This is a genomic window from Bacteroides sp. MSB163 (genome assembly GCF_036416795.1).
In the GTDB taxonomy this organism is placed as follows: domain Bacteria; phylum Bacteroidota; class Bacteroidia; order Bacteroidales; family Bacteroidaceae; genus Bacteroides; species Bacteroides maternus.
Map to the genome: position 1 here is coordinate 4,689,018 of NZ_CP143867.1, position 23,696 is coordinate 4,712,713.

The 23,696-nt window shown below is 44.4% G+C and carries 19 protein-coding genes and 1 tRNA gene; 5 read left to right on the forward strand and 15 right to left on the reverse strand.

The window, feature by feature from the left end; all coding sequences use genetic code 11:
- The first annotated feature begins 16 nt into the window (after window positions 1-16).
- Window positions 17-89, forward strand: a tRNA-Lys gene (locus VYM24_RS17990).
- A gap of 156 nt (window positions 90-245) precedes the next feature.
- A complete protein-coding gene (locus VYM24_RS17995) occupies window positions 246-1,484 on the forward strand; it encodes an MFS transporter (RefSeq protein WP_330940555.1) in 1,239 nt (412 codons plus the stop codon).
- On the opposite strand, the gene VYM24_RS18000 is transcribed toward VYM24_RS17995, so the two are convergent.
- The 14 genes from VYM24_RS18000 to VYM24_RS18065 form a co-directional block, all read right to left on the reverse strand.
- Window positions 1,485-2,486: a zinc ribbon domain-containing protein gene (locus tag VYM24_RS18000; RefSeq protein WP_330940556.1), complete on the reverse strand. Its 1,002-nt coding sequence runs from the start codon at window positions 2,484-2,486 to the stop codon at window positions 1,485-1,487.
- Window positions 2,487-2,488: 2 nt separating this feature from the next.
- Window positions 2,489-3,100 (reverse strand): zinc-ribbon domain-containing protein, encoded by a 612-nt coding sequence (locus tag VYM24_RS18005; protein WP_330940557.1) that lies wholly within the window; start codon window positions 3,098-3,100, stop codon window positions 2,489-2,491.
- 20 nt (window positions 3,101-3,120) lie between these two features.
- Window positions 3,121-3,588, reverse strand: a complete 468-nt coding sequence (locus VYM24_RS18010; RefSeq protein WP_291549145.1) for a zinc ribbon domain-containing protein — start codon at window positions 3,586-3,588, stop codon at window positions 3,121-3,123.
- A gap of 65 nt (window positions 3,589-3,653) precedes the next feature.
- Window positions 3,654-4,319 carry a TapB family protein gene (locus VYM24_RS18015; protein ID WP_291549147.1) on the reverse strand — a complete coding sequence of 222 codons (666 nt, stop codon included), beginning with the start codon at window positions 4,317-4,319 and terminating at the stop codon, window positions 3,654-3,656.
- A 24-nt stretch (window positions 4,320-4,343) separates the two neighbouring features.
- Window positions 4,344-5,054 (reverse strand): hypothetical protein, encoded by a 711-nt coding sequence (locus tag VYM24_RS18020; RefSeq protein ID WP_291549148.1) that lies wholly within the window; start codon window positions 5,052-5,054, stop codon window positions 4,344-4,346.
- Window positions 5,036-6,631, reverse strand: coding sequence for a GumC domain-containing protein (locus VYM24_RS18025; protein ID WP_330940558.1), 1,596 nt, complete (start codon window positions 6,629-6,631; stop codon window positions 5,036-5,038). Before VYM24_RS18025 ends, VYM24_RS18020 begins: the two co-directional genes overlap by 19 nt.
- A 237-nt stretch (window positions 6,632-6,868) precedes the next feature.
- Entirely contained in the window at window positions 6,869-9,115 is a 2,247-nt protein-coding gene (locus VYM24_RS18030; protein ID WP_330940559.1) for a carboxypeptidase-like regulatory domain-containing protein, read from the reverse strand.
- A gap of 111 nt (window positions 9,116-9,226) precedes the next feature.
- The gene (locus VYM24_RS18035; RefSeq protein WP_291549155.1) at window positions 9,227-9,658 is read right to left on the reverse strand and encodes a hypothetical protein; all 432 of its coding nucleotides are present in this window, start codon (window positions 9,656-9,658) and stop codon (window positions 9,227-9,229) included.
- A 34-nt stretch (window positions 9,659-9,692) separates the two neighbouring features.
- On the reverse strand, window positions 9,693-10,190 hold the full coding sequence (locus VYM24_RS18040; protein WP_330940560.1) for a porin family protein: 498 nt from the start codon (window positions 10,188-10,190) through the stop codon (window positions 9,693-9,695).
- A gap of 233 nt (window positions 10,191-10,423) precedes the next feature.
- Window positions 10,424-11,752, reverse strand: coding sequence for an OmpA family protein (locus VYM24_RS18045; RefSeq protein ID WP_330940561.1), 1,329 nt, complete (start codon window positions 11,750-11,752; stop codon window positions 10,424-10,426).
- A gap of 31 nt (window positions 11,753-11,783) precedes the next feature.
- Window positions 11,784-12,023, reverse strand: a complete 240-nt coding sequence (locus tag VYM24_RS18050; protein WP_330940562.1) for a hypothetical protein — start codon at window positions 12,021-12,023, stop codon at window positions 11,784-11,786.
- 550 nt (window positions 12,024-12,573) lie between these two features.
- A complete protein-coding gene (locus VYM24_RS18055; protein WP_330940563.1) occupies window positions 12,574-15,408 on the reverse strand; it encodes an ATP-binding protein in 2,835 nt (944 codons plus the stop codon).
- Window positions 15,409-15,770: 362 nt separating this feature from the next.
- The gene (locus VYM24_RS18060; protein ID WP_330940564.1) at window positions 15,771-17,477 is read right to left on the reverse strand and encodes a phosphoethanolamine transferase family protein; all 1,707 of its coding nucleotides are present in this window, start codon (window positions 17,475-17,477) and stop codon (window positions 15,771-15,773) included.
- The gene (locus VYM24_RS18065) at window positions 17,464-18,651 is read right to left on the reverse strand and encodes a BamA/TamA family outer membrane protein (RefSeq protein ID WP_291549167.1); all 1,188 of its coding nucleotides are present in this window, start codon (window positions 18,649-18,651) and stop codon (window positions 17,464-17,466) included. The genes VYM24_RS18060 and VYM24_RS18065 overlap by 14 nt, the downstream gene beginning before the upstream one ends.
- A 180-nt stretch (window positions 18,652-18,831) precedes the next feature.
- Between VYM24_RS18065 and VYM24_RS18070 the strand changes: the two genes are divergently transcribed.
- From VYM24_RS18070 to VYM24_RS18080, 3 genes are all read left to right on the forward strand, one after another.
- Window positions 18,832-20,124: an NAD(P)/FAD-dependent oxidoreductase gene (locus VYM24_RS18070; protein ID WP_291549168.1), complete on the forward strand. Its 1,293-nt coding sequence runs from the start codon at window positions 18,832-18,834 to the stop codon at window positions 20,122-20,124.
- Window positions 20,125-20,172: 48 nt separating this feature from the next.
- Window positions 20,173-20,607: a DoxX family protein gene (locus VYM24_RS18075; protein WP_330940565.1), complete on the forward strand. Its 435-nt coding sequence runs from the start codon at window positions 20,173-20,175 to the stop codon at window positions 20,605-20,607.
- A 139-nt stretch (window positions 20,608-20,746) separates the two neighbouring features.
- Window positions 20,747-21,301: a DUF3332 domain-containing protein gene (locus tag VYM24_RS18080; protein ID WP_007218478.1), complete on the forward strand. Its 555-nt coding sequence runs from the start codon at window positions 20,747-20,749 to the stop codon at window positions 21,299-21,301.
- A 75-nt stretch (window positions 21,302-21,376) separates the two neighbouring features.
- Here the strand turns inward: VYM24_RS18080 and tamL are convergent, their stop codons facing one another.
- Window positions 21,377-23,680, reverse strand: a complete 2,304-nt coding sequence (gene tamL, locus VYM24_RS18085; protein WP_330940566.1) for a translocation and assembly module lipoprotein TamL — start codon at window positions 23,678-23,680, stop codon at window positions 21,377-21,379.
- Between the last annotated feature and the right edge of the window lie 16 nt (window positions 23,681-23,696).

Below are 23,696 nucleotides of genomic sequence, written 5' to 3' on the forward strand. Positions count from 1 at the left end.
AAATAAGAAAAACGATGCACTCTTAGCTCAGCTGGTAGAGCAATTGACTCTTAATCAATGGGTCCAGGGTTCGAGTCCCTGAGGGTGTACGAAGATAAGGTTCTGAAAACAATTGAGTTTCAGAACCTTTTTTCTTTAATTGCCATATTTTTCAATAACTAGACCAAATAGTATCTGAAATCTTCTGTATCGATGCAACAACAGGAAGGATTTATCTGTTTTTTATATATAGTTTCGATCTTATCATGAATAATTGGAAGAAAAAGTTTATCATAATATGGAGCGGACAACTATTTTCCATATTAAGTAGTTCCATAGCTCAATTTTCTATCGTCTTGTGGATTAGTCTCAAAACGGGTTCTGCCGAAGTTTTATCCTTCGCCATGATTGCGGCATTGTTGCCACAAGCCTTATTGGGAGCTTTTGCAGGGGTATATGTTGACCGTTGGAACCGGAAATGGACAATGATTGGCGCAGACAGTTTCGTTGCACTTTGCTCCGGTATCATTGCCTTACTCTTTTATCTGGATACGATAGAGTTATGGCATATCTATGTGTTGCTGGCGCTTCGTTCTATCGGCGGAGCATTTCACTCGCCTGCAATGAAATCATCCGTTCCGTTGTTGGCACCGGAAAAGGAACTGACCCGTATTGCGGGAATTAATCAGGCCATTCAGTCTATTTGTAATATTGGTGGTCCGGCGTTGGGAGCAGTTTTGCTGCTGGCGTTTGATATGAGTGTTGTTATGTTGTTGGACGTGGCAGGTGCAATTATCGCTTGTACTGCTCTTCTTTTTGTCTATATTCCAAATCCTAAGAAAGAAAATATTTCTGCAAAGAGTGTATTGAATGATATGCGTGATGGATTCCGGGTAATTATGCAGAACAGAGGGGTGAGTTGGGTAATGGTTACGGAGATATTAATTACTTTCTTTGTGATGCCGGTGGTTGCCCTGATGCCATTGATGACGTTGCACACTTTTTCGGGAACAGCTTATCAGATTAGTTTGATAGAGACGCTTTTCGGGGCGGGCATGTTGGCCGGAGGGGCTTTACTGGGAATCTGGAACCCTAAGATAAGGAAGATATTGATGATTGCGTTCTCTTATGCGATTCTTGGTCTGGCATTGGCACTTTGTGGAATGTTGCCCAGTACAGGATATGTACTTTTTGCCATACTGACAGTAATGCAAGGACTGATTGTTCCGTTTCTTTCTAGTCCCTTTACTTCTTTATTGCAAACGCAATTCAAGCCGATTTATCTGGGGCGTGTGTTTTCGTTGTTCGATAGCATAAGTTTGTTCCCTTCCATTTTCGGTTTGTTTGTAACGAGTTTCGTTGCAGATGCTTTGGGCATAGGCAATATATTTATCTATTGCGGGTTTGCTATTGTACTGACAGCCATTCTAATGATGTGTATTCCTTCAGTGAGGAATCTGGAGAAGGAAGAAATGAAACGGAAGGAACACACATTCAAAGAATAATCATACTTCTCCTAATCGAGTACCGCAATTTCCACAGAATGCTGTATCCGGACTCAGTGAGGTACCACATGACGGACAGAAATTAGGTTTCGTTACTTCATTCGGACCATCTTGTCCTTTTTTGAACAGTTCCTTGAATTTTTTGGAAAGCCCGCCTAATTTCCTGTACAAGTCAAAGGTTATTTGCGTATTCGGTACCACTTGCATATAACTGCTCATCATCTTCACCAAAATCCAACTATCGATAAAAGCATATTTCACTGTCCATGCCAGAAACAGGGAAATAACAAATGCCACAAATCCACTCCAACCGAACAATCGGAACAGTCCGCCGAAGATGATAAATGCTACCAGTGTTACAGCTATAATGGAAATAATTACCATCAAAGTTGTTTTGGTTGCATCCTTCAGCAGGGTTTTCCAGTTCTGCGCATAAATAACCACGCCATCGGCGGCAGATTTATACGCATTCTGTTCAGGATGATTAAACGTGTATCCCAAACAGCACTCATCTATATAGCCTAACGAGATATCCAGAAACATATTCATCAGGCTCTTCACTCCATCCGTACCGGGAATGGCTCCCAATAAACTGTCAGCGATACGTCCCAGGGTTCGCTGCAATTGCTTGACGGACCCGGCTATCAGCTTGTCCAGTGCAAAGTAAACGTTGGATGTACCGAACCGTTCCTTAACCATGGCCTTCCCGGTGTTTACAGGGTCGGTAGGTACGGTGCCTGTCTTGAATGCTGTTGCGATAATCGCCACATCTCCTGCTTTCACCAGATAACCGATGTAGTGGTTGATGATGAAATTCACCACTCCTATTGCTACCAGCCAGATGCAAAACATGATGGCTCTTACTCCTTCGCTGGCAAAAAAAACAGAAATCCCCATCAGGATAGCAAAGAGCACAATGGCTATCAGGATATTCAGTAATCCCAGTCCCAGCTTGATCCATCCGAAGACAAGGGTTTTAGTAAAAACTTCTTTGGCTGTCATGGCTATTTCAGTATTTTATATTTGCCGATAACGGGAAGTTCTTTGGCTTTTTCGTTCAATGCATTTACAATTCCAATGATGGCGAGTATTGTAAAGACAAAATATACCAGATTCAGGATTGTACCGCAGAGTGAATATATCTCCCACAGTCCCATACCTCGCCACAAGAAGGCGCGCAGAAGGGAAGTAAGAATATAGTCGGCGATGCTCCAGCCAACCAAAGCCATGAATAGAATCAATCCTTGGTTGGCATGATAACGGGCGAACTTGGATTCTTTAGCGGCTAAAATCGGAATGAAAACCAGAATGCCGAAATAGGCAAGTATTGCCATGACCTTATTTTCTTCTATATCCTTTTTCTCAAATTCGGCTGTGTTATCAGTCGTATTATTCAGTTTGCCCAGTTTACTGCCCAGGGCATCGGCAGCAGCAGTTGCCTGATCCAGTGTTTCCTGTTCCTCTGTCTGAACAGATTGTACCGGCCGTTGGGCAACAGGCTGAGGAGACGGCTCATTGACCGATTGATCTGTATTTATCTGTAAAGGTATGCCGCAAGCCGGACAGAACTTTACACCTTCTTCTACTTTTTGTCCACATTTACCACAGAATGCCATAGTTATTCCTCCTATTGTTTTTAGTTAATATCAGTAATGCTTGTTCCGAATTCTTTTATTGCATTTATCGTATCACCGAAAAGCAACCCACCGACTAATATAAATAAAGTAGCGAGTATACCCGTAATGAGCAACCATACCAACATTGCACGTGCAAAGTTGCGCTTATTTACTTTCCGGCAACCGCCACATGCCCAAATTATCAGTAATATCAGGTTGATAAGCGGAATCAGCATCAAAAACATAATGCCTATATATCCTCCGGTGGTAATCGGCTCTTCTTTGTAGGTTTGCGCAGGTGGTGCGGCATATACCGGAGCCGGTTGTTGTACCGCCTGCAATTGCGGTTGTACACACGGCTGAACAGGTGGCGATACTGATTCTACGGAAGGATCAGTTGCTCTGTCTTCTGCTACTGATGTGCCACATGAAGTACAGAACTTCACGTTGTCGGGAATCCGGTTCCCGCAATTTGTACAAAATACCATGATATGTATCTTTTTTATATGTTATTCCCTATTGATTCTTCTCTACACCTATTAAATGTCACTTATCATAATCCCGTAACCGCTATCAGTTCCTGCGCACTTTGCAGTTTTCCTTTCTTAGTATACATCTCCATTTTCACCTGGCCTATACCGGGGGTGTACCACGTTTTTTCGGTCGTTTCTTGCTTCATCCCCATTACTTTGGATGAAGCCGTACATTCCACTATCAGGCATTCCAGATTTCTACCGCCTATGTTCAGCGTTTCTTTCCCCGTCACTTTCACGTCAGTGAAATTTGTGGTAGTTTTGATTGCGCCCATGCTGATACTGACGCTGTAATCATCCAATACAGTCCCTACCGATGCATCGGCGGGCAACGTGAAACTGTCTCCGGTTATCTTCATTCCTGCCATCATCTTACCTGCCATGGAGGAAGGGTCAAATTTCACAGCGCCATCCTTCACGTGTACGGTCGTCACCATCGGTTCCTTGAAGAGCTCCTTTTTCTTATCGTCCATTACCTGAGTAGCGGTAGTGATGCAGAAGTTTTGCTCGTTCGTCACTTCCACTTTGGTTACGGTCATCTGCGAATATCCTTCTATCTTACCTTTACCGTTCTTTTCGGCATAAGTCAGGCTTACACCTTCCTTAGCGGGATAATACGGTTGTTGCGCCTGTATTCCTATTGTCAGGAAGAAGGCAAGTGTGATAAATGCGCTGATCTTTTTCATATTTATAATAAATTAAATGGTTTCTTATTGCTTGCTTATTTTCATTCTGTAATAATATACCGCTATGTCCGGATAGACATAATATGCAGTAGAAGAGGTCGCTATGAAGTCCGTATGAAAGAAAGCCTTCCTGCTTTTACTTTGAATATCCTCATAGCTGCCTTTGAACGATGCATTGTAGGCAGTGGCACAAAAGCGAACCTGCTCCACTTCATTCAGCTCGGATAGCTGCGGACAACGGCGATACAGCAGTTTCACGAACAGCGACAGATAGATACACTGCCATTGCACATCGTCCAGCCGGAGTATCCGTGCTCGGCGGGCTTCCACGTTTTCCGACAGGTCGAAATAAATTCCGTAATCGTGCCGCCAGTCCGTCTGCATCCATTCTCGTTCCACCTCTTCGGCAAAGGACGGTTTCATCTGAAAACGTCCGATGGAGAAGTTCGCCATGCGTGTACCTCCTTGTACATAGAGCGCTTTGACGGCTGCCGTTTCCATTACGTTCTGCAAAGTGGAGTAACGTATTTGTTCGGGAAAAATCACCGCTACCGCCAAGTCGGCGGGAATTGCGAATTCATTGAATATGACATCCCACACTTTTCTTTGTTTCTCCACATTGTGTTCGGCAGTCGTCCAGTTGTCTTTGAATATCTGCCGGAAATCCGGAGTATCAATGTGCCCTCCTAAGAAACACGCTGCAACCAGAACAGCCGTTACAACTTGTAGGTACATTTCACGATGCTGTTATCCCGCACTATCACCCATACCAGTTTGTTGTCCACTTGCTGGAATGCCAAGGGATAGAAAGAAGTACCGTCGTGCAGTGTAACCGAACCGTCGCGCGTGTAAGTAACCTTACGCACGCCGCTTTCCGAAGTCCACGTGTTGTATGGCGGTTTCACGCGGGGCGTCTTTGGCTGGAAGTCCCTCGGATCTTTATCGGTCAGCTTCCGTCGCCGGCCATTCTCGTAAACATATCTCGCCTTTTCCTCACCATCGTACACGATGATGCGGCTGTTGGCGATGAAATCCGTCACCGAAGAAGCGAATCCGCTCTCGGGCCACCACAGATACTCATGCTTCTTGAACTCCAGCATCGGTTCCATCTGTACGGGCAGCACATTGGGCTGAGGAAAATCACTGTAGGCTTTGTGGAGGATATCGGTGAAACTGGTCACCAGGTTGTAGGATGCACGGTTCATGGCGCAGGCGGGAATCATCTCTTCCTTTGCCATCTCCGCATACACCCTCTCCAGTTCCGGCAACAGGGCTTTCGCGTCATCCAGCTGTGCCTGAAGACTGTTCCGCCACAGTTTGGCGGCGCGCGTGCGATAGTTCTTCATCAGTTCGTCGGCCTGCGCATAGAGTTTCTCTATCTCTCCGCGGTCTTCGGTGGCGAATATCTGTTCGTATATTTTCTTCAGTTCCTTTTCATAATCATCGGCTATCTTTTCGCAACTGGTGATGACACTCTGGTTTTGCTTTGCCAGTTGTTTCTGCTTTTCGCTCACCTGTTGCAGTTGCCGGGTGAGTTTGTTGAACCGGGCGTTGATAGCCTGGGCTTTTGATGCAGTTTCCATGCTTCTTGCCGCAACGGCAGTCAGGTCGTTTAGTGCATCGGGGTTTTCTGATACGAACTGCATCATTTCTTCGTCGCTCAGTTTTCCGCCTTTGGCTTTCTCCCTCTTTTCCAGTTCAGCGTCCATGGCTGTCAGCTTGTCCATTTCGGAGCCGGTTATCATGGACTCCTTTGCTTTCTCCATGAGCCGTTGCTTTTCCGCTTCGGGCAGGTTGGGATCTTCCAGGAGTTTCATTTCATCTACGGTCAGTCCCATTACGCCTGCCAGTTCCTGATACAGTTTGTCGCGGGCGGCAAGCATTTCTTCGTCGGAGCAGGTGTTCTGCTGATCCAGTTCTTCCACACGCATATCCACGGCTACAATCTTGCGGTAGTAGCTTGCGCGGGCTTCTTCGGTAGGAGCCGCCAAGGCGGCTACGGTAGGCAGGGCGGGCAGTTCGTTCAGCAATGCCTTTGCGGTAGTTGCCTTGCTGGGTTGTATCATTTCATCCCAGGATGAAGCGGCGACGCGCAACTTAGGAATCCTGTCAGTGGGAGTCGGAGTCGCGTTTCCCGGTTCCCCTTCTTCGCTGTCCCGGTCCGTGTTATCTTCGGATTCATCAGTGCCAACAACTACATTTTCCACTTTCTGTTTCAGTTTCTTCAGAAATCCCTGGCAATGGGCGGTTGCCGGCATCAGTAAAGCCAAGGAAAGTATACATACTGGTATCAGTAAAACATTCTTTTTCATATTCAGCGTATTTTAGGAAATTAAGAAGAGAAAGCGACAGCCCGCATCTTCATTTTGCGTGCCGATGGGGCTGTCGCCATCATAGAGTAATGAAACAAACTGCACGGGTATTCTTTAAAAGGATACGTATACCAGAGCCATTTTTATTTTACTGTATCCCTCACAAGTGTAAAATCACAAGTTTACCACTTCATTCACATTCTATGATGTAAGAACCTCATTCGGTTGGAGAAAGTCTTATCTCCTCCTCAACAACTTTAGTGAAGGAACTTTGGCTACCATCGTCCGGGTGCCGGACGGACTTACCAAACCTCCCAGAAATCCTTGTAGCTTGCTGTATCCTTCGCACAGAAAAACTACCAGTTTGCAGTCTTCCATGTCAGAGTCAGTGTCTCCCTGCGGATAGTAAACAATGACGGCATAATTGTCATCTTTCCGGTAGGCTATCTCTTTTACACCGGTGCTTCCGTCAGTGGCTTCGGGTGTCACAGGCTCGAAGCCGGCGCCTGCCAACAGGGTCTTGACTGCGTTATAGTCTGTCTCGGTCTTTTCCCTATAACCCAGTACCACAGCAAGGGCATTGGTGCCCTCGAAGTTGAGCTTCAGCATCTTGTCTATCGGCAGTGGCATCTGTGGCATGGCGGCACTGAGCCCTACATCGCTCCATTGGGTTACGTTCTCTGCTTCCGATACGGTAAGGACATTGGGTAGATACACTTTGCCGGTGATACTGGCATTACTAAGTCCGGTTCCGGCATATATTTGTCCCGTACCGGTGATGGTTACATCGTAGCCGCCTTTGTCAGAGGTTGCAATGATGAAGTTGGCAAATTCAAAGTTCCCCACAGCATTGAGCGAATAGTAAGCCGCCATTCCTGTGTACTCGCCCGAGCCTGAAAATTCCGGGATGTCGGCCATGAAGAAATCAGCACAGGTAATCAGCAATTCCTTGTCCACAACCATTCCTATTGCCTTTTCGGATACCCAAGGAACCACTATTGATCCGCCTCCTTCCATGGTGATTGTGAGTGAACTGTCATCAAATTCCTCGCAGATTTCCAGTCCGGTGATTACCAGGTCGGAGCCGGTCAGCTCGAATTCACGGCTCATCCTGTCTCCCGTAGCTGTCTGAACCCAAAGCGTGGCCTTGCCGGAGTTGCCGGGGATGCGTAGTTCGAACTTACCGTCGGCGGTGGTCCATATGGGGGGTGTCTTCACGTCTTTGCCGTTTAAGGTGTATTCCACCCAGACGTATGCTCCCACCAGTTCGGAACAAGAGTTGGTGATTTGTCCGCTGATTACGGGTATGCAGGGCAGTTCGAGATTGACGTTCTCGACGGTTGAAGCACCGGGTTGTCCCGGAACGGAAACACTGACTTCCGGAGAATAGAAATTGTAATCCTCACTCTTTACAGTGACAGTCACCGGAGTGTTGGCGGGAACATATACCCAATAGCTGCCGTCGCTGTTCGTCAGGGCGCTGGTCTGATCCACAGTCACCAGTGTGCGCGGAATGGGGCGATTCTGGCAGTCGGTCACCCGGCCTTTGATGGTTACCCGGTCTTCGGGTACATCGAGGTTGTGCCAGGAGAAGTGGCTTACGCTGCCTACGTATACATCGCCTTTCAGCGTGGCTGTCCCCTCTTCTACCCACACGCCGGCTTCTTCGTTGAAGTACCACAGCGGGATGGTGGGTGGCGGGTTATTCTTCATACTTTCGGGGATGGGAAATGTCATTTCGGACTTGCTTCCCTCCTTCAGTTGCAGGGAGTTTCCGCTTGCATCGCTCAGACTGACCTCTACCATACCGTAGGATATCAGTGTGGCGTTGCTCTCGTCCATGCGCACGGCTGCCATGTCGCCTCCGGGCATCATGGTAGTGAAGTTCTCATTATCCGGTGAGAGGTAGAGCATGTCTGCCTTTACGGTTCCCGAATAGTCTTTTCCGTCGGCGGTGACAAGAGATGAAGCGGGTATGGCTACTTCCATTCCGTCAGCTTTCAGGGTGTTTTCTTCTGTCGGAGTGAAAGTAGTGGAAGTTGTATTGGTTGCTCCGTCATTCTTGCTTTGCATCACTATTTGTAGGGAGAGTTTGTCCTGAAATAGTCCGGAACGGGTAACGGTGAAATATCCGTTTTTCTCGAAAGTAAAGCGGAAACGTCCGTTGGCACTGGCTATGCGTTCGAAGGTGAACAGGCCCATGTCATTGGTCACGGTTTGCGTCTCGCCACTGGAGATGTTTACGCCCGACAATGGATTGCCTTCCGTATCGGTCACTGAACCTTCCACATCGGCATCTTTCATGGTCACCGTTACGGTAATAACCGGCGGTTTGGGATCGTCAGGTTCATCAGGCTTATCGGGAACTACCGGAACCTCGGCTTCATCCGGAAGGTCTTTATCGTCGTCGCTACAGCCCGTCATAGTGGCCATAGAGATTGACAAGAAAGCCATCAATAGTAAATACCAGAATTTTGTTTTCATAATGCAAGGGTTTTAAAGGTTGTGATGGATTGGTAGGGCAGAAAGGAAGAGTTGCCGCGACGTGCTGCGGGGCGGTGGCGGCAACTCTTCGATTTCTATTTAGTTACCTTTTCATTTAGGATGAGCCATTTCCAATGCCCGTTTAATGTCTCCGCGTTTAAGTCCATTATAGTCATCTGTCTCATAAGTAACTTTCTTACCATTACGTTTTACGTTGGTCACTTCTCCTGAAGTTTTATATTCACTTTCCGCAGCTTCTGCAGCTTCTACAACCGGCCATGTTTCTTCTATCACACATTTAGTGCATATAGCATCGTCTCCGCTACCATTGAAAGTCAGATTCACCACAACACTGGCTTTCCATTTTCCGTATTGCCATGTGTAACCAAATTTAGCGGTGTTTCCACTACTGTCCCAACCGGTAAAGGTTGTTGTTACATCATCCGGATCATCGTCATCATCCCCGCATCCCACCAATAGCGGAACACTGCACATCATAAAGAGTACAACGAGGAAATTCCATTTCATTAATAAAGTTTTCATAGGTTTTTATGCATTAAAGAGTTTGTAAATGGTTTTAAAACTTATAGGCTGCGCCTAATGAGAATACCGGGCGATTCCACCCGGAAACAATCTGATACTTGATTTCTAAGTTTAGCGCGAATTTTTCTGTTAACAGATATTCACCGCCGCCTCCAAGGTTAAATCCAAAGTCTGAAGCTGATGCACTTACTCCCAAATAATCAACAGAAGTACCCAGTAAGCACACACCTGCCAACGGATAAAGGCGGAAACTGTCGCTTATCCCAAAAAGGTAGTGCACATTCGCATTAATGTCCCACATACTTACAAGATCTTTTTTAAGAAAGTAAGTAGCGCTTGGTTCAATACGCAGATTATCGATAATGTTGTACTGGAACTTGGCTCCGATACCGAAGTTGCTGAGACCGCTTTTTGTTCCATAAGACAAGTTTACACCGGCACCCATTTCACCTTTCTCTTGTGCAAAGAGGAATGCGGTTGATAATGCCATAATTACTACCATTGCCATTCGTTTCATTAATCTTGTTTTCATAATTATTAATTAATTAAAGTTTATCCTACTCATATAGCTTTTCGGTTCCGCTTTTTATTATTTATCCCTGTATTTCCTTCTTAAAAAAAGAGGGAAACGTCTTTTATTCAGTTAATTCAAGTAAAACATGTCCAAAGTGACGCTTCCCTCTTAGAAAAAGAGTGTTTTACCTTCACAGGTATCTTCAGGTGTGGTTTCACCTATTCTTTTTTAGAATAGATTCTACTCTGTTCTCATTGCTTGACAAACTCCACTCGTCTGTTCTTGGCACGGCCTTCATCGGTGCCATTATCGGCAATGGGGGAATCTTGTCCCTTGCCTGCACTGACGAGACGGTCGGCAGATATGCCCAGTTCTACCAGCTTATCGACAATTGCTTTGCTTCGGGCTTCACTTAGGGTTTGGTTGGAAGCAGCATTTCCGGTACTATCTGTATGTCCCTCTACTGAGAATTTCAAGTCGGGATTGTCAGTCATCAGTTTTACAATACGGTTTATCTCCCCCATTGATTCGGGCTTAATGGTTGATTTGCCTACATCAAAGGTGATACCGTAGGTGATGAATTTGCCGTCGGTCATCATGCGGTCATAGAGGGGGACGGCGCCTTTGGCGATGCGGACATTCTTGATGAAATAAAGTCCTTGCTCAGTGCAGTCGGCTCCCACAACAAACCATGTAGGCTTATCCATATTAGGAATATTAAACAAGCGCGTTTGGTCAAAATACATCTTCATTGCACGTTTGTTGAATGAAATAGAAATGTGATGCCACGCTTCGGTTTCCCATGCAACTTCCTGTGCATTTCCTGATCGGTTTTCTCCACCAACCGACCAAAAATATCTGATAGATTCCTTTCCTACTCTTTCACTTTTACTTGTATGTCCATAGTAAGGGCATATTTCTGTATCAAAACATTTATTGCCCTTTTCGTTCAATAGTCGAAAATACCAATCGGCATTTATCCAATGCTTTTGCGTAGGATAAGCTTCAATAGCCATAGCATGGTCACGCATATAAATATCGAACTCTATGGTAAAGTTGTCGGGCAAGTATCCCTTAGGTTTTTCCATTAGAGGAACAATTTGCCCCGCTGATGTCATTTCTATACATTTCACACCATCAATACTTGCTATTTCTGCCCCCCCTGAAAGTACATCCCATTGGCTTGGAAATTCCCCAAGTTGTTCATTAGCCTGATTATCTTCAAAGATAATCTCATCACCCGCTACGAAGTCGAACTTGTTCCAACTGATTTGGGCAGATTTCTTCTGTTGCTTCCCTTCATCCTGTGTTACTTCTTGTCCATCGATATTGGCATTATCACCAATATCACCCTTTTTCACTTTTTTGTCTTCTCCCTTCACCGCGTCCTCCGCTCCTTCAAAAGCATTATCCACCGTCTTGTCTACGGTATCATCCACTTTCTTTTCCACTTTCTTCTTTGCCCGATCCTCGGCTCGGTCTATTGCCTTTTGCCCCAGCTTTTTCAGCCATTGCGCCTGTACATCCGTTGTTCCTGCTACGAACAACAATGTGATTAAGATAAATACCACTCTTTTCATAAGTCACTCTTTTTTATGTAAGATTAATATGCTATTTCTCTGTGCATCTGAATAATTTCATGCAAAACCATTTTAAGGAGCATCTTCTTTTCTTCTTTTCACTGCGTAGTACTTTCTTCCTGCATTCAGCTTCCAGCTCTTCTGCAGCTTTCTCTACCCGCACTATTCTTTCATCTCTACCGTCCGTTTCATCACGTGATACGCATTCATCGATTATCTCAACCACTTGTTCGTATGAAAGCATCGGTTTCTTTTTCTTATCTTCATCCATACTCCTTGAAAATGATTAGGTGAAACGTAAATCATTGCTGAAGGCAAAAGTAGATTCTTATAGGATTGGGCGTTTGCACTATATGCGCATAGATTTATACTATATGCGCATTTTTACTTGCAGGAATTTGACTTATGTGCGCATAAGAAGAAGTTAAAGTATTGATTGATAGAGATAAAAAGTGTAAAAAGTCCTTTCGTACAATTAATAAAAAGGAACGGTATCAGTTTGAAATTTGATGCCGTTCTACTAAAAAGATATCTGGAATATCAGAATTAAACTTTAATAATTACTCCTTTTTTCCTTTTTTTCAGGAAGATCAAGAGAATATAATATATCATGTTTGCCGTTTCCTTTTGTGGTTACTTTCTTTACCCCACGTCGTAACTCCATTTACATGCCGAAGTAAAGACCGTTACATGCCGAGGTAAAGGTCGTTACAATAGGTGGTAAAGGTCGTTACATCCTGCGGTAAATGCTTTTACATCCTGTGGTGAATTGTCGGTAAATGCAATATATTGATAAACAATGTATTATTATATTATTCCGTTCACAGCTTCTTGCGATACTGCGACGGTGTCATCTGGAATGTCTGCTTAAAGATACGGGAGAAATAGGATATTTCCGGGAAACCGCATTTCAATGCAATGTCTCCAATCGGAGTATCTGTGGATGTAAGCAGGCGTTTGGCTTTGTCCAAGCGCATCTGTAGGATGTATCCGGAACTGTTGAACCCTGTGATGGCCTTCACTTTACGGTTCAGTTGCGAAAGACTCATGCACATCTTATCAGCCACCATCTCCGAGTTTAGGTCATGGTTGCCCATCATCGAATAAATGACGTCATTCAGACGAGTCAGGAAGTTCTTGTCGGCAGAACTTAGTTCCACTGTCTGCCCCTTGCCTTCATGCAGGGCATTGGAATACTTTTCACGCAACATGCGACGCTGTTCCAACAAGCGGACAATGCGAACATTCAGTTCATCGGCATTGAAAGGCTTTTCCAGATAGGCATCCGCCCCTACATCCAGTCCTTGTACGCGGTCGCCCGCTCCACATTTGGCAGTAATGATAATGATGGGGATATGGTTCAGGATTTCCGAATCGCGTATGTCACGGCACAATTGATAACCATTCTTTTCGGGCATCATAAGGTCAGTGATTATCAGGTCGGGCACATATTCTTTGGCTTTTTCCAATCCTTCCTCTCCGTCACGGGCATAGAGCAGGCGGTAGTTGTCTTTCAGCAATCCGCTGATGTAATAAGAAATGTCTGCATTGTCCTCCACTATCAGGATGGAAGGCAGTGCCGCATCTCCGGCTGTAGGCATGGTTTCGAGTAATTCCACGTCTTCTTTCATAGAAATGAGAGGAGTCATATTGCCGTCCGTCTTCTTTCCGGGCAGCCATTCCTCCCAAAGGGAGTCTCCATGCTTCAAGGGTAATGTCACGGTTATTTCGGTTCCTTTTCCTTCGTTGCTTTCGGCCCGGATGGTGCCGTCCATACATTCTGTTATTTGTCGTACCAATGCCAGTCCGATACCTGTACCGATGTCTGCGCGGCTGTTCTCGCCCTGGTAGAAAGTCTTGAAGATGTGTGGCAGGTCTTCCGGGCTGATACCGCAACCGGTATCGGCTACACAGATTACAAGATGGTCGCTTTTCTTTTCCATCTTTACAGTTACCCGGCCGCCTTTCTGTGTAAACTTGAGGGAGTTGGATAATAAATTACGCGTTATTTTGCTGAAATATTCGGGTACGAAATCCATCTCAATCACGGTCTCCGAAGGCATGAAGTGCAAGTCTACCTGACGCTGCCGGGCATACGCCTGATAGTTCTCCATAATCATGCGAACGTAGGAAACAACATCTCCCGAACGCCAGTCCGGTTCGCCGACCTCAGACCTAACTTTGGATACTTCCAGCAATTGGTTTACCAGTCCCAGCAGGTTGCGTCCCTGCCGGATAATGGTGGTCAGTGCGGTGCCGGTTTCTTCGTCAGAAGAGATACCTCCCTTTTGCAGTTGCTCCGAAAGCCCCAGTATGACCGTCAGTGGAGTACGGAACTCATGGGTGACATTTGTAAAGAAGTTGCTTCGTACCTTTTCCATGCGGCGAAGCATCCGTTGGTTGCGCGACTTCATACGCAAGGCATACCACAGGAATCCAATGGCTACCACCGTAATGAACAAGATAATGAAGCTGCCTGTGAGAAAGAGGTTCTTGGTGCGTTGTTCCATCCGGTAGCCCTCTCGCACCAACGAAAGTTCGCGAAAGTTTTTCTCTTTTTCATAATTGACGCGAAGGTTCTGCACATGGTTCAGATTATCCTCATTCCGCACGCTGTCGGCAAAGGCGCGACTCTTTATGTAGCAATCGAGTGCACGGCGGCAGTTGCCTTGCTTTTCGTAACACAGGTAGCTCAGTCGGTAGACTTCGCTCAGATGTTCCCACGAACTCATCTCTTCGGCGGTTTTCTTGGCACGCTCCAGATAAGTCCTTGCGAGTGTTATATCCCCTTTGGCAACATTTACCCTTGCCAATGCCAGGCAGGACTCCAGCCGATGCCAACTGTCGCTGCTTTCAATCATCAGGTTATATGCATTACGATATTCACGCAAAGCATCTTCCCACTTGCCTTCCTGCTCAAAAAGTCGTCCGAAGTGATTATGGCAAAGGGAGATACCTAATGTGGACTTGGCTGCACGGTTGTATTTCATGGAATGCTGATAATAAACCAGTGCAGAATCTTTCATGCCACGTGCTTCGAATATAGCACCTAGATTAGCGTAGTTAATGGCTTGTCCCAAGTCGCTGTTCAGTTCGTGTTCTCCCGCCAAAGCAACACGGAACACACTGTCGGCGGCTTCGCGGTTGTCCAGTGTCAGATGTATGTTGCCGATGCCGTTCAGGGAGACAACTCGGTTCTTTTTGGCGGTGAAGCTGCTTTTGTCTCCATATTGTTCGCAAAGAAGCAATGCCCGGTAATGATACGTGGATGCTTCGTCCAGAATACCCATCCGGCGGTAACTTGTACCTATATTATTCAGTGCCTGTACCGCTTCGAGCGTGTCTCCTATTTGCAACGCAAGCTGGAGGCCTTTCTGATGAACTTCTATGGCCTCGTTGAAACGCGAATTGTCGCGATAGCGTCTGCCGAGTTCTTTACGGACAAGTATCATACCGGGAATATTTTCGGCTTTTGCGTAACGTTCAAGCCATGCGGTCAATGAATCGATTGAACGGTTGGCCTTAATAATGCTGTCGATGGTTGCACGTTCTTCGGAAGAGAGTGTTTTTCGTGCAGAGTGATGGCAGGAAAACAGGATTGTACCAAGAAGAAAAAAGGCACAAAGCAATTGGGTTTGTCGGGTGTGTTTTTTCATATTGTTATATATTTAGTATATAAAGAAAGCGTGGACAATTTACTTATCTTAAGAGATAGGCTCTGGTAAACCCGTGCAGTAAAATAAGCAACAGCCCACGCCTTTGTCTATATACTTGAATTGCATATAACAATGACGTGAAGAGCACAGCTTATTCTCCTGCGAAAAATTTACCAGATTTTATCTCTGAGAACAAAGCTAAACACTTTCCATGTGTCTAAATGAATCAGTTACCTTACGATAACAATGCAAAAGTAATAATAAATTTAGATTCCCAAAGCATTTTAAACTCTTTTTTCAAGCTGTTGCATTGGGCAAAGTAAAGAAAAAAAGAACATAAAAGGACAAAATAGAGCATTTACTTATATACAGCCAATTCCCTTTTTCCGCAACATATTGAAGTCGTCTTTTCTCATCCCTATATCATCTAATGGATGCGGTTCATTATGATCGTTCAGATAAACCCTCGATTTCTCTGTATAGAGAGGGCTGGTGACAGATAGACTGTCATTGCGATACGGAGTTTCTATTCCGGCTAGTTCCATCATGGTCTGGAAGAAAGAAATGCTGGAAGATATATTTTTCTGTCGGTTCATCGAAGCAGCTTTCTCTATGCCGGGATACTCTTCCCTATAACTGTCCGATATCCACAGCAGGAAAGGCACATGTAGCTGATAGTAGGACGGGACGGGGGATGCATGAAGAAACAGGTGTCGGTTGTCGTCGAAGATATCTTCCCCGTGATCTGACGTGTAAAGCATACTGGCATCTACTTGCTGCTCCTCCAATAGGTGGATGATACGTGCCAGGAAATTATCCGTATACCGAATGGAATTGTCGTAGGCATTCATCAGGTTATCTTTGTATTTCACTTCTGCATCTACGGGGAAATCCGGTAAGAAGAAAGCGGCAGTTTCCGGATAACGTTCCCGGTAATTGAAGTGGGATCCATAGGTATGCAATACAATGAACTGTTTCCGATTTCCTTTCTCAAGTTCTTTTTCTACCAACATTAACAGGTCGTCATCTGAAGGGTTATATTGTGAATCCTGGGAATCTTCCTTGATAAAATCATAAGTATCCGCTTCCATTCCGAAAAAGTCGATGAAAGAATGGTTATATCGCTGGTTTGAGAAAAAAGCTGTCTGAAAACCAGCTTCTTTGAAAGCGGTAATGATACTTTTCCGATAATAAATGGAATCGAAATTCTGTGCAGAAACAGGAGAAAGCAACATTGGTACACTCTTGTGCGTAGTATTCGATTCCGTCAAAACATGGCAAAAAGAGGTCACTCCTTCTATTTTAGAAAGTTCAGGGTTCGTATCCCGATCATAGTCGTAAAGACTCCAGTTCAGGGCGCGGGATGTCTCGCCCACTACCATAATATAAATTTCGCGCCTGTCTTCCGAATGGGAAGGTCGAGCGTTAAAAGTAAAGTTCTCTGATGTGCGGTGATACATCCTTGTTTGGGCATTACGCTGGAATGCGAGTGCTACATTGTAACACACGTTAGCCGGATACAAATCCGACTTCAGCTCGTAACGTTTATCCAGTCCATAAGCGGCACCCAATGAGATAAAGCCGATGAGTAAGGCAAACCATGCCTTTTTCCGTTCCCGACGGATAAATTGCGGAGATAATTTCCGCTTCTTTATAATGGAGATTGCAGCCAGAATCAATGCCGGTATATAAAGGATAATCACACTCACTAATGCCGGAACAAGATTATCCAGCAACTCCATAGCTTCACTCGAATTAGTGGTTACCAGGTTCAGGAACATATCCACAGCAATAATGGACTGTCCGAAGAGATAAAGCAGTACTATCTGGAAAGCTCCGAAGAAGATGAATAAGAAAAGTATCCAGAACATCTTTCCACAGTTTCTCGACAAAGTCATCAATAGATAATAGAAAGCAAATGGCAACAGTACATTGCATACTTTTGCCACCACAGGCATCGGCTCTGTAAAACAGAGGATGATATTGGGTACTATCAGGATCAGCAGGAACAGATAGAACAAATGCTCCTGATTTTCCAACCATTTCTTTATGTTTTTAAAAAGCTTCATTGATGTTGAATATAAATCCGGTCTGGCCTTTTCCAAACCCTAAATCTAACCTTACGTTTACTCTCTTTTTGAACTCCCACCGATAACCAAAACCATAATTAGGGAGGATATGTTTAACTTCGAAACTGGAGAATTTAGGAAACACGGTTCCCGCTCCTGCCCATATAGCTATGCCATTTCGCCTCCAGACGTGCTGACGAAGCTCTATCTGCGCATCCATGGCACATTTATCACGGTAACGCCCTTCGTAATAGCCACGCATGGAATAAGAACTCCCCAATGTTGCCATCAATCCCCAAGGCGGATCACCGTAATTCAGCAACGTATGGAATTGCCCAGCCAATACTCCCCCTTTCCATACAGGATGATAATAGCTGGTAGTCAGCTCTGTGCTGCTGAAAGCATATTTGTTACCGAGGAATGCGGGGCTGAATCGTTGGTCTATTCTCAGGTAATAACCGCTATAGGCATTTGTGAGGAAATCCCGTGAATCATAGAGTAATGAGAATCCGAGGCTTATATTGGTAGTCCGTGCTTTCATTCCTTTCCACAGTTCGGACTTTTCAAAATCGTGGCCGTAGACATAATCAAAGACAGCCATCGGACCGATATAGAAGTTGCGCGCTACACGAGTCATGAAGTCTACCTTTACTTGTGCCTGGAAGCGGTCGTAATCACTTTCATTATCGTCATTAGAACCGTTTTCATATCCTTTTCCCCAATACAGGCTGGGGAACGAATAGAAATAAAGATTATAATTCAGACGGTATTTGTCTTGTGGAAAGAGATGATTTCCACGTACACCCAACAAATAGAAACCTACCGTAGATACATCACCGTATAAAGATACATTAGATGGCGGAAGGATGGTGTCATTCAGGTCTGTACGATATAATCCGGCGGCTACCAGGCCGATACCGAGCTTGGTGTCACTGGAATAATGAGGCCCTCCGATAACGCTGAAGTCAAACTTCTTGTTTTTTTTCGCTTTGTTGGCATCATTAAAATAGTCCAGGAATTTCTTGAAGAAACTTTTCTTTTGTGGTAAAGTATCAGTTACAGACACAAAAGATTCGACTGAAACATCTGTTCCTGTGGGACCTTGTGCCCATATATCGGTGGCTATTATCAATAACAGCACCGGTAATACCCATTTCATTAGTTTAGCGTCCATGATTATACCTGTAGAAAACTACGTCGGCAAATTTAGTTTTATTTTAACCATATAACAACAATTTTGTGAAGTGTTTTGTTCAAACTTCTTCCATTAAGAAAAAAGGGGGAAGAAATAAGAATTTCAGAACTTTATTCCCGTTTTAACGTTATCCTTTTAGAACGAATAACGAACTTCATTATGAAAACAAAAATGGATATTCCCGATAAAGAGGGACGAAAACGACTTGTAATTGTGGGTGGTGGCTTCGGTGGATTGAAGTTGGCACGCAAATTGAAAAGCGATAAATTCCAGATAGTGTTATTGGACAAGAATAATCATCATATTTTCCAACCCCTACTCTATCAGGTAGCAACCGCCGGTATTGAACCGAGTGCAATTTCTTTTCCTTACCGCAAGATATTTAAAAAGAGAAAACATTTCCATATACGTATTTGTGAGGCGCAACGGGTAATTCCCGAAGATAATATTCTGGAGACTTCCATCGGAGCTCTTTCATACGATTATCTGGTTGTCTCTACCGGATGCCGTACCAACTATTTTGGTAATGATGGGCTGTCTCAACGGACGATGGCCCTGAAGAACACTGCAGAAGCTCTGTTTAATCGCAACCAGATTCTGGAAAGCTTTGAAAAAGCACAGAATACCAGCAATCTGGAGACAAGGAAACGGCTCATGACATTTGTCATCGTAGGTGGCGGTGCTACGGGTATAGAACTTTCCGGTGCATTGGCAGAAATGAAAAAATTTGTGCTTCCGCAAGACTATCCCGATCTTGATATGAACCTGATGCGCATTATTCTTGTGGATGGTGCTCCCCGTCTGCTCTCCGCTTTCTCTGAAAAATCTTCGGAAGAAGTGGCAAATTACTTATTAAAACGTGATGTAGAGATCATAACCAGTGTGCAAGTTACGAATTATGAGAATGGAACGATGACACTGAGTGATAACAGTACTCTGGAAACAATGAACGTCTTTTGGGTTGCAGGTGTACGCGCCAACAGCATAGAGGGACTTGCAGAGGAAGCCTATGGTTCCGGTAATCGTCTTCTTGTCGATCTTTACAACTGTGTTCAGGGTTATAACAATATTTTTGCCATCGGTGACACTGCACTTATGATTTCCAAGGAATACCCGAAAGGACATCCACAAGTAGTTCAACCAGCCATTCAGCAAGCCCGTAATCTGATTCAGAATCTGGATAGAAAGGAACGGGGACTTGAAATGCAACCTTTTGTTTATCACAACAAAGGCTCCATGGCTACCATAGGACGTAATCACGCAGTGGTGGAACTGAAAAAACTTCGTTTCGGTGGTTTCCCCGCGTGGGCAGCATGGCTATTCATCCACTTAATGAGTATTGTCGGTGTAAAGAACCGTCTGTTTATCTTTGTAGACTGGATGTGGAGTTACTTTACATACGATCCTTCTTTGCGGGTAATTATAAAACCTTTGCGCAGAGATAAACCATAATACCTTATTTTTCGTTATATTAAATATAAATGTTTAAAACGAACGACTATGCTTTACAAATTTTTATTCCCGTCTAAACCGGATGGAGCAGCAACGTCTGCTATATTATTAATAGTGAGAATTATATTTGGTGTGTTATTAATGAATCACGGTATCGAAAAGTGGTCTAATTATCAGGAGTTATCCGCTGTATTTCCCGACCCGCTGGGTGTGGGCAGTCCTCTTTCACTTGGATTAGCCATATTCGGTGAATTGGCTTGTTCTATGGCATTTATCATTGGTTTCCTTTATCGTCTGGCAATGCTGCCGATGATATTTACAATGGGGATGGCATTCTTTGTTATTCACGGAAACGATCCGTTTGCGGTCAAAGAACTGGCTTTCATATATCTGGTGGTATACGTACTGATGTATATTATCGGTCCCGGAAAGTATGCCGTAGACCACTGGCTGGGTAAGGCTTTGACTCCCAAAAAGCCTTAATTTTACCAGGGCTGTTTAACTGAAAATTTGTTTTTGTCTCTTATTTAAGTGTATTTTTCACAAAAAGCACTTATATTTGCCCGAAAAAAAAGAGCAAAGAGTTAAATCAATAAACTCAGTAAAACAAAAGAAAGTAATTATGAAAAAGAGTAATTTGAATTTGGCTGCAACCGTAATGATTTGTGGCGCATTTCTTTTCAGTTCTTGTATCGGTTCTTTCGGCCTGCACAGTAAATTGGTAAATTGGAACCAAAGTATCGGTACAAAGTTTGTTAATGAGCTTGTTTATCTGGCTTGTAACATTATCCCCGTATATCCTGTTTGCTATCTGGCAGATGCGTTGGTAATCAACTCCATTGAATTCTGGAGCGGTTCCAATCCGATGGCTAACGTGGGTGATGTGAAGAAAGTAAAAGGTGAAAACGGAAACTATCTCGTAAAAACATTAGAGAACGGTTACTCTATCACAAAAGAAGGTGAGACCACTGCTATGGAGCTGGTTTATGACAAAGAATTGAACACTTGGAATGTTGTTGCAGAAGGTGTTAGCACTGAATTGCTGCAAATGAACGGTGACGGTACTGCACAAATGTATCTGCCGAATGGTGAAGCAATGAATGTGACATTGGATGCACAAGGCGTAGCTGCTGCTCGTCAGGCAACGATGATCAACACTTATTACGCTGCACGCTAATTAAGAAAAGAATTTGAATATGCGGGCGGATGAGCAATCATTCGCCCGTTGCCTTTTATACCCCTCCCGATTTTTTTAGAATGGGTAACCTACTGCAAAGTGGAAAGCAAAGTCACGTCCGAAGTCAGGATGCAAAATGGGATAACGATCCTTTCCCTTTTCAGGGTTAATAGCCTTCATACCACCATCAAAGCGAAGTACAAAGAAATCCAGATCCAGACGTAATCCCACACCGTAAGCTACGGCTATTTGCTTATAAAACTGGTCGAACTTGAATTTACCCCCCGGCTGATCCTGATATTCGCGAATCGTCCAGATATTTCCCGCATCTACGAACAAAGCACCTCTGAACTTCCAGAATAAACGTGTGCGGTATTCAATACTGGCATCCAGCTTGATGTCACCCGACTGGTTCATGAAGTTACCTTTTTCATCGGAGAAAGTACCAGGACCGAGACTACGTACCGACCATCCGCGTACACTGTTTGCTCCACCCGAGAAATAACGTTTCTCGAAAGGAATCATCCGTGCGTTTCCGTAAGGAATGGCAATACCTCCTCCTATATGAAATGCAATGGAGTTACGGTTATCAATGACGATGTTTTTGGCAAAGTCCAAGTCCCCCTTTATATATTGTGCATACGGAATATTCAAGATGGTATATTCGTCCTGATCGTTTTTCTTTAAATTGCTCATTTTAGAAAGCACATACAGGAGATTTCCCGCAGACTCAAAGTTGAAACGTACACTATAAGAATTACCAATCACCGCATTGTTCATCAATGCTTGTCCTGCGCTGTTATAGATATAGCTGTACCCGGTACGGACAATCAAACGGTCTTTATAGTTATACTCCAGCAGATAGTTCTTCTCATCGTTCAGGAAATTGTTTTTAAACTCGGGTTCTATCCACGGCATATACAAATAGTTGATATCCAGCAAGTCTATACGATGCTGCGAACGTTGTCTCTGCAAGCCCCATTTATAGCTCCATGAACCGGATGCAACGATGCGTGTAAACTCGGGACGCATCTGATAATTATATTGCAGCCCGAATTCCGTGGTTGCCCTTATCCTCCGCTTGAAGTCATTGGATATGAACGGGAACATGAAACGGGGAAAGTTTATACTGGTTTCCACACCAAGTTCCGTATAGTTGTCATTCTTATACCCTAAACCAGAAACAGCTTCGTAAGCTCCGCGAAGCTTAACCAAGAAAGTTTCGGAACCTCTAAATACATTGCGATTCTGAAAAGATACAGATGCCGCGGCACCCAAATCACCCGCAGAGTTTGTTCCCTCCAGTTCGAAAGATACAGACTGATGTTTGTTCTTCGTCAGCATAACATAGGCATTCAGCTTTGCGCTATCACTTACCTGTGTTTCGAAGAAACGTACATTGGTATATTTCAATACCGGCAGACGTCCGAAGTTAGAGTAAGTGCGCTGCACATCCTGTTCGTTGTAAAGATCTCCCGGAGTTATCCGCAGATTATCAGTCAATACTTTAGGACGCAGGTACAATTTATCCTTATAATATATGGGAAACCCTTTATAGTGTATCGAATCATTGATTTCCACACTACTGAGAGCTGAAGATTGCAGGACGTCATAGTCCGCAATGAAATTCACTTTATTAATCGTATACTGTGGATGGTTCTGCAATTCAGCACCGGAATGCTGTCTGTATCGTGCCAGATGCAAGGTCAGATCCACCTGATATGTGCCACGTACCGTATCCGCCGTATAAGAAATATAATCTTTGTTGAATTTATAATAACCGTTGCGAAGCAGGTTGCCCGTGATCCGTTGGCGTTCACTGTCCAGTATGTTGGCATTGAAGTACATACCTTCGGATAAATAAGTCGATGCAGAATCTTTCTGCATATATTCCCAGATTTTTTCATCCTGAACATCATATTTCAGGCTACGGACAATATATGGTTCTCCGGTGTTTACTTTATAAGCCAGTTTTACCTTTTTCTTCTTGATTTTGGGAATGTACTCTACGGTAGCCCCCATGTACCCCATATTCTGAACGGCTTTCGTCATTTCCTCCCGTGAACGTTCGGTTTCTTCCTTACTATAGATAACGGGGGCATCTCCCAGCCTGCGTAAAGCCCTGTTCACCCAGCGGGTAGAATCACGTCCCGACCAGTTGTAAACATACAGCTGGGTTTTAATCAGACTAAACCATTTGGAGTTCGGATTTTGCCGTACATATATGGATAAATTAGAAGGCTTCACATTTTTATTACCAGTATGTATGCGCACTTCATCCAGCAAGTATGAACCATCCGGCACATATTTGGTGGTCGAGCAGGAAGCTAATGTAAGTATGGCAGCAGTAAGTAGTGCGTAGTGGAAGCCTTTCTTCATACCAGAATTAATAAAT

Bases quoted from the DNA above. Each gene is read 5' to 3' on its own strand.
- VYM24_RS17995 (WP_330940555.1), top strand. From the start codon at position 246: ATGAATAATTGGAAGAAAAAGTTTATCATAATATGGAGCGGACAACTA.
- VYM24_RS18000 (WP_330940556.1), bottom strand. From the start codon at position 2,486: ATGACAGCCAAAGAAGTTTTTACTAAAACCCTTGTCTTCGGATGGATC.
- VYM24_RS18005 (WP_330940557.1), bottom strand. From the start codon at position 3,100: ATGGCATTCTGTGGTAAATGTGGACAAAAAGTAGAAGAAGGTGTAAAG.
- VYM24_RS18010 (WP_291549145.1), bottom strand. From the start codon at position 3,588: ATGGTATTTTGTACAAATTGCGGGAACCGGATTCCCGACAACGTGAAG.
- VYM24_RS18015 (WP_291549147.1), bottom strand. From the start codon at position 4,319: ATGAAAAAGATCAGCGCATTTATCACACTTGCCTTCTTCCTGACAATA.
- VYM24_RS18020 (WP_291549148.1), bottom strand. From the start codon at position 5,054: ATGTACCTACAAGTTGTAACGGCTGTTCTGGTTGCAGCGTGTTTCTTA.
- VYM24_RS18025 (WP_330940558.1), bottom strand. From the start codon at position 6,631: ATGAAAAAGAATGTTTTACTGATACCAGTATGTATACTTTCCTTGGCT.
- VYM24_RS18030 (WP_330940559.1), bottom strand. From the start codon at position 9,115: ATGAAAACAAAATTCTGGTATTTACTATTGATGGCTTTCTTGTCAATC.
- VYM24_RS18035 (WP_291549155.1), bottom strand. From the start codon at position 9,658: ATGAAAACTTTATTAATGAAATGGAATTTCCTCGTTGTACTCTTTATG.
- VYM24_RS18040 (WP_330940560.1), bottom strand. From the start codon at position 10,190: ATGAAAACAAGATTAATGAAACGAATGGCAATGGTAGTAATTATGGCA.
- VYM24_RS18045 (WP_330940561.1), bottom strand. From the start codon at position 11,752: ATGAAAAGAGTGGTATTTATCTTAATCACATTGTTGTTCGTAGCAGGA.
- VYM24_RS18050 (WP_330940562.1), bottom strand. From the start codon at position 12,023: ATGGATGAAGATAAGAAAAAGAAACCGATGCTTTCATACGAACAAGTG.
- VYM24_RS18055 (WP_330940563.1), bottom strand. From the start codon at position 15,408: ATGAAAAAACACACCCGACAAACCCAATTGCTTTGTGCCTTTTTTCTT.
- VYM24_RS18060 (WP_330940564.1), bottom strand. From the start codon at position 17,477: ATGAAGCTTTTTAAAAACATAAAGAAATGGTTGGAAAATCAGGAGCAT.
- VYM24_RS18065 (WP_291549167.1), bottom strand. From the start codon at position 18,651: ATGGACGCTAAACTAATGAAATGGGTATTACCGGTGCTGTTATTGATA.
- VYM24_RS18070 (WP_291549168.1), top strand. From the start codon at position 18,832: ATGAAAACAAAAATGGATATTCCCGATAAAGAGGGACGAAAACGACTT.
- VYM24_RS18075 (WP_330940565.1), top strand. From the start codon at position 20,173: ATGCTTTACAAATTTTTATTCCCGTCTAAACCGGATGGAGCAGCAACG.
- VYM24_RS18080 (WP_007218478.1), top strand. From the start codon at position 20,747: ATGAAAAAGAGTAATTTGAATTTGGCTGCAACCGTAATGATTTGTGGC.
- tamL (WP_330940566.1), bottom strand. From the start codon at position 23,680: ATGAAGAAAGGCTTCCACTACGCACTACTTACTGCTGCCATACTTACA.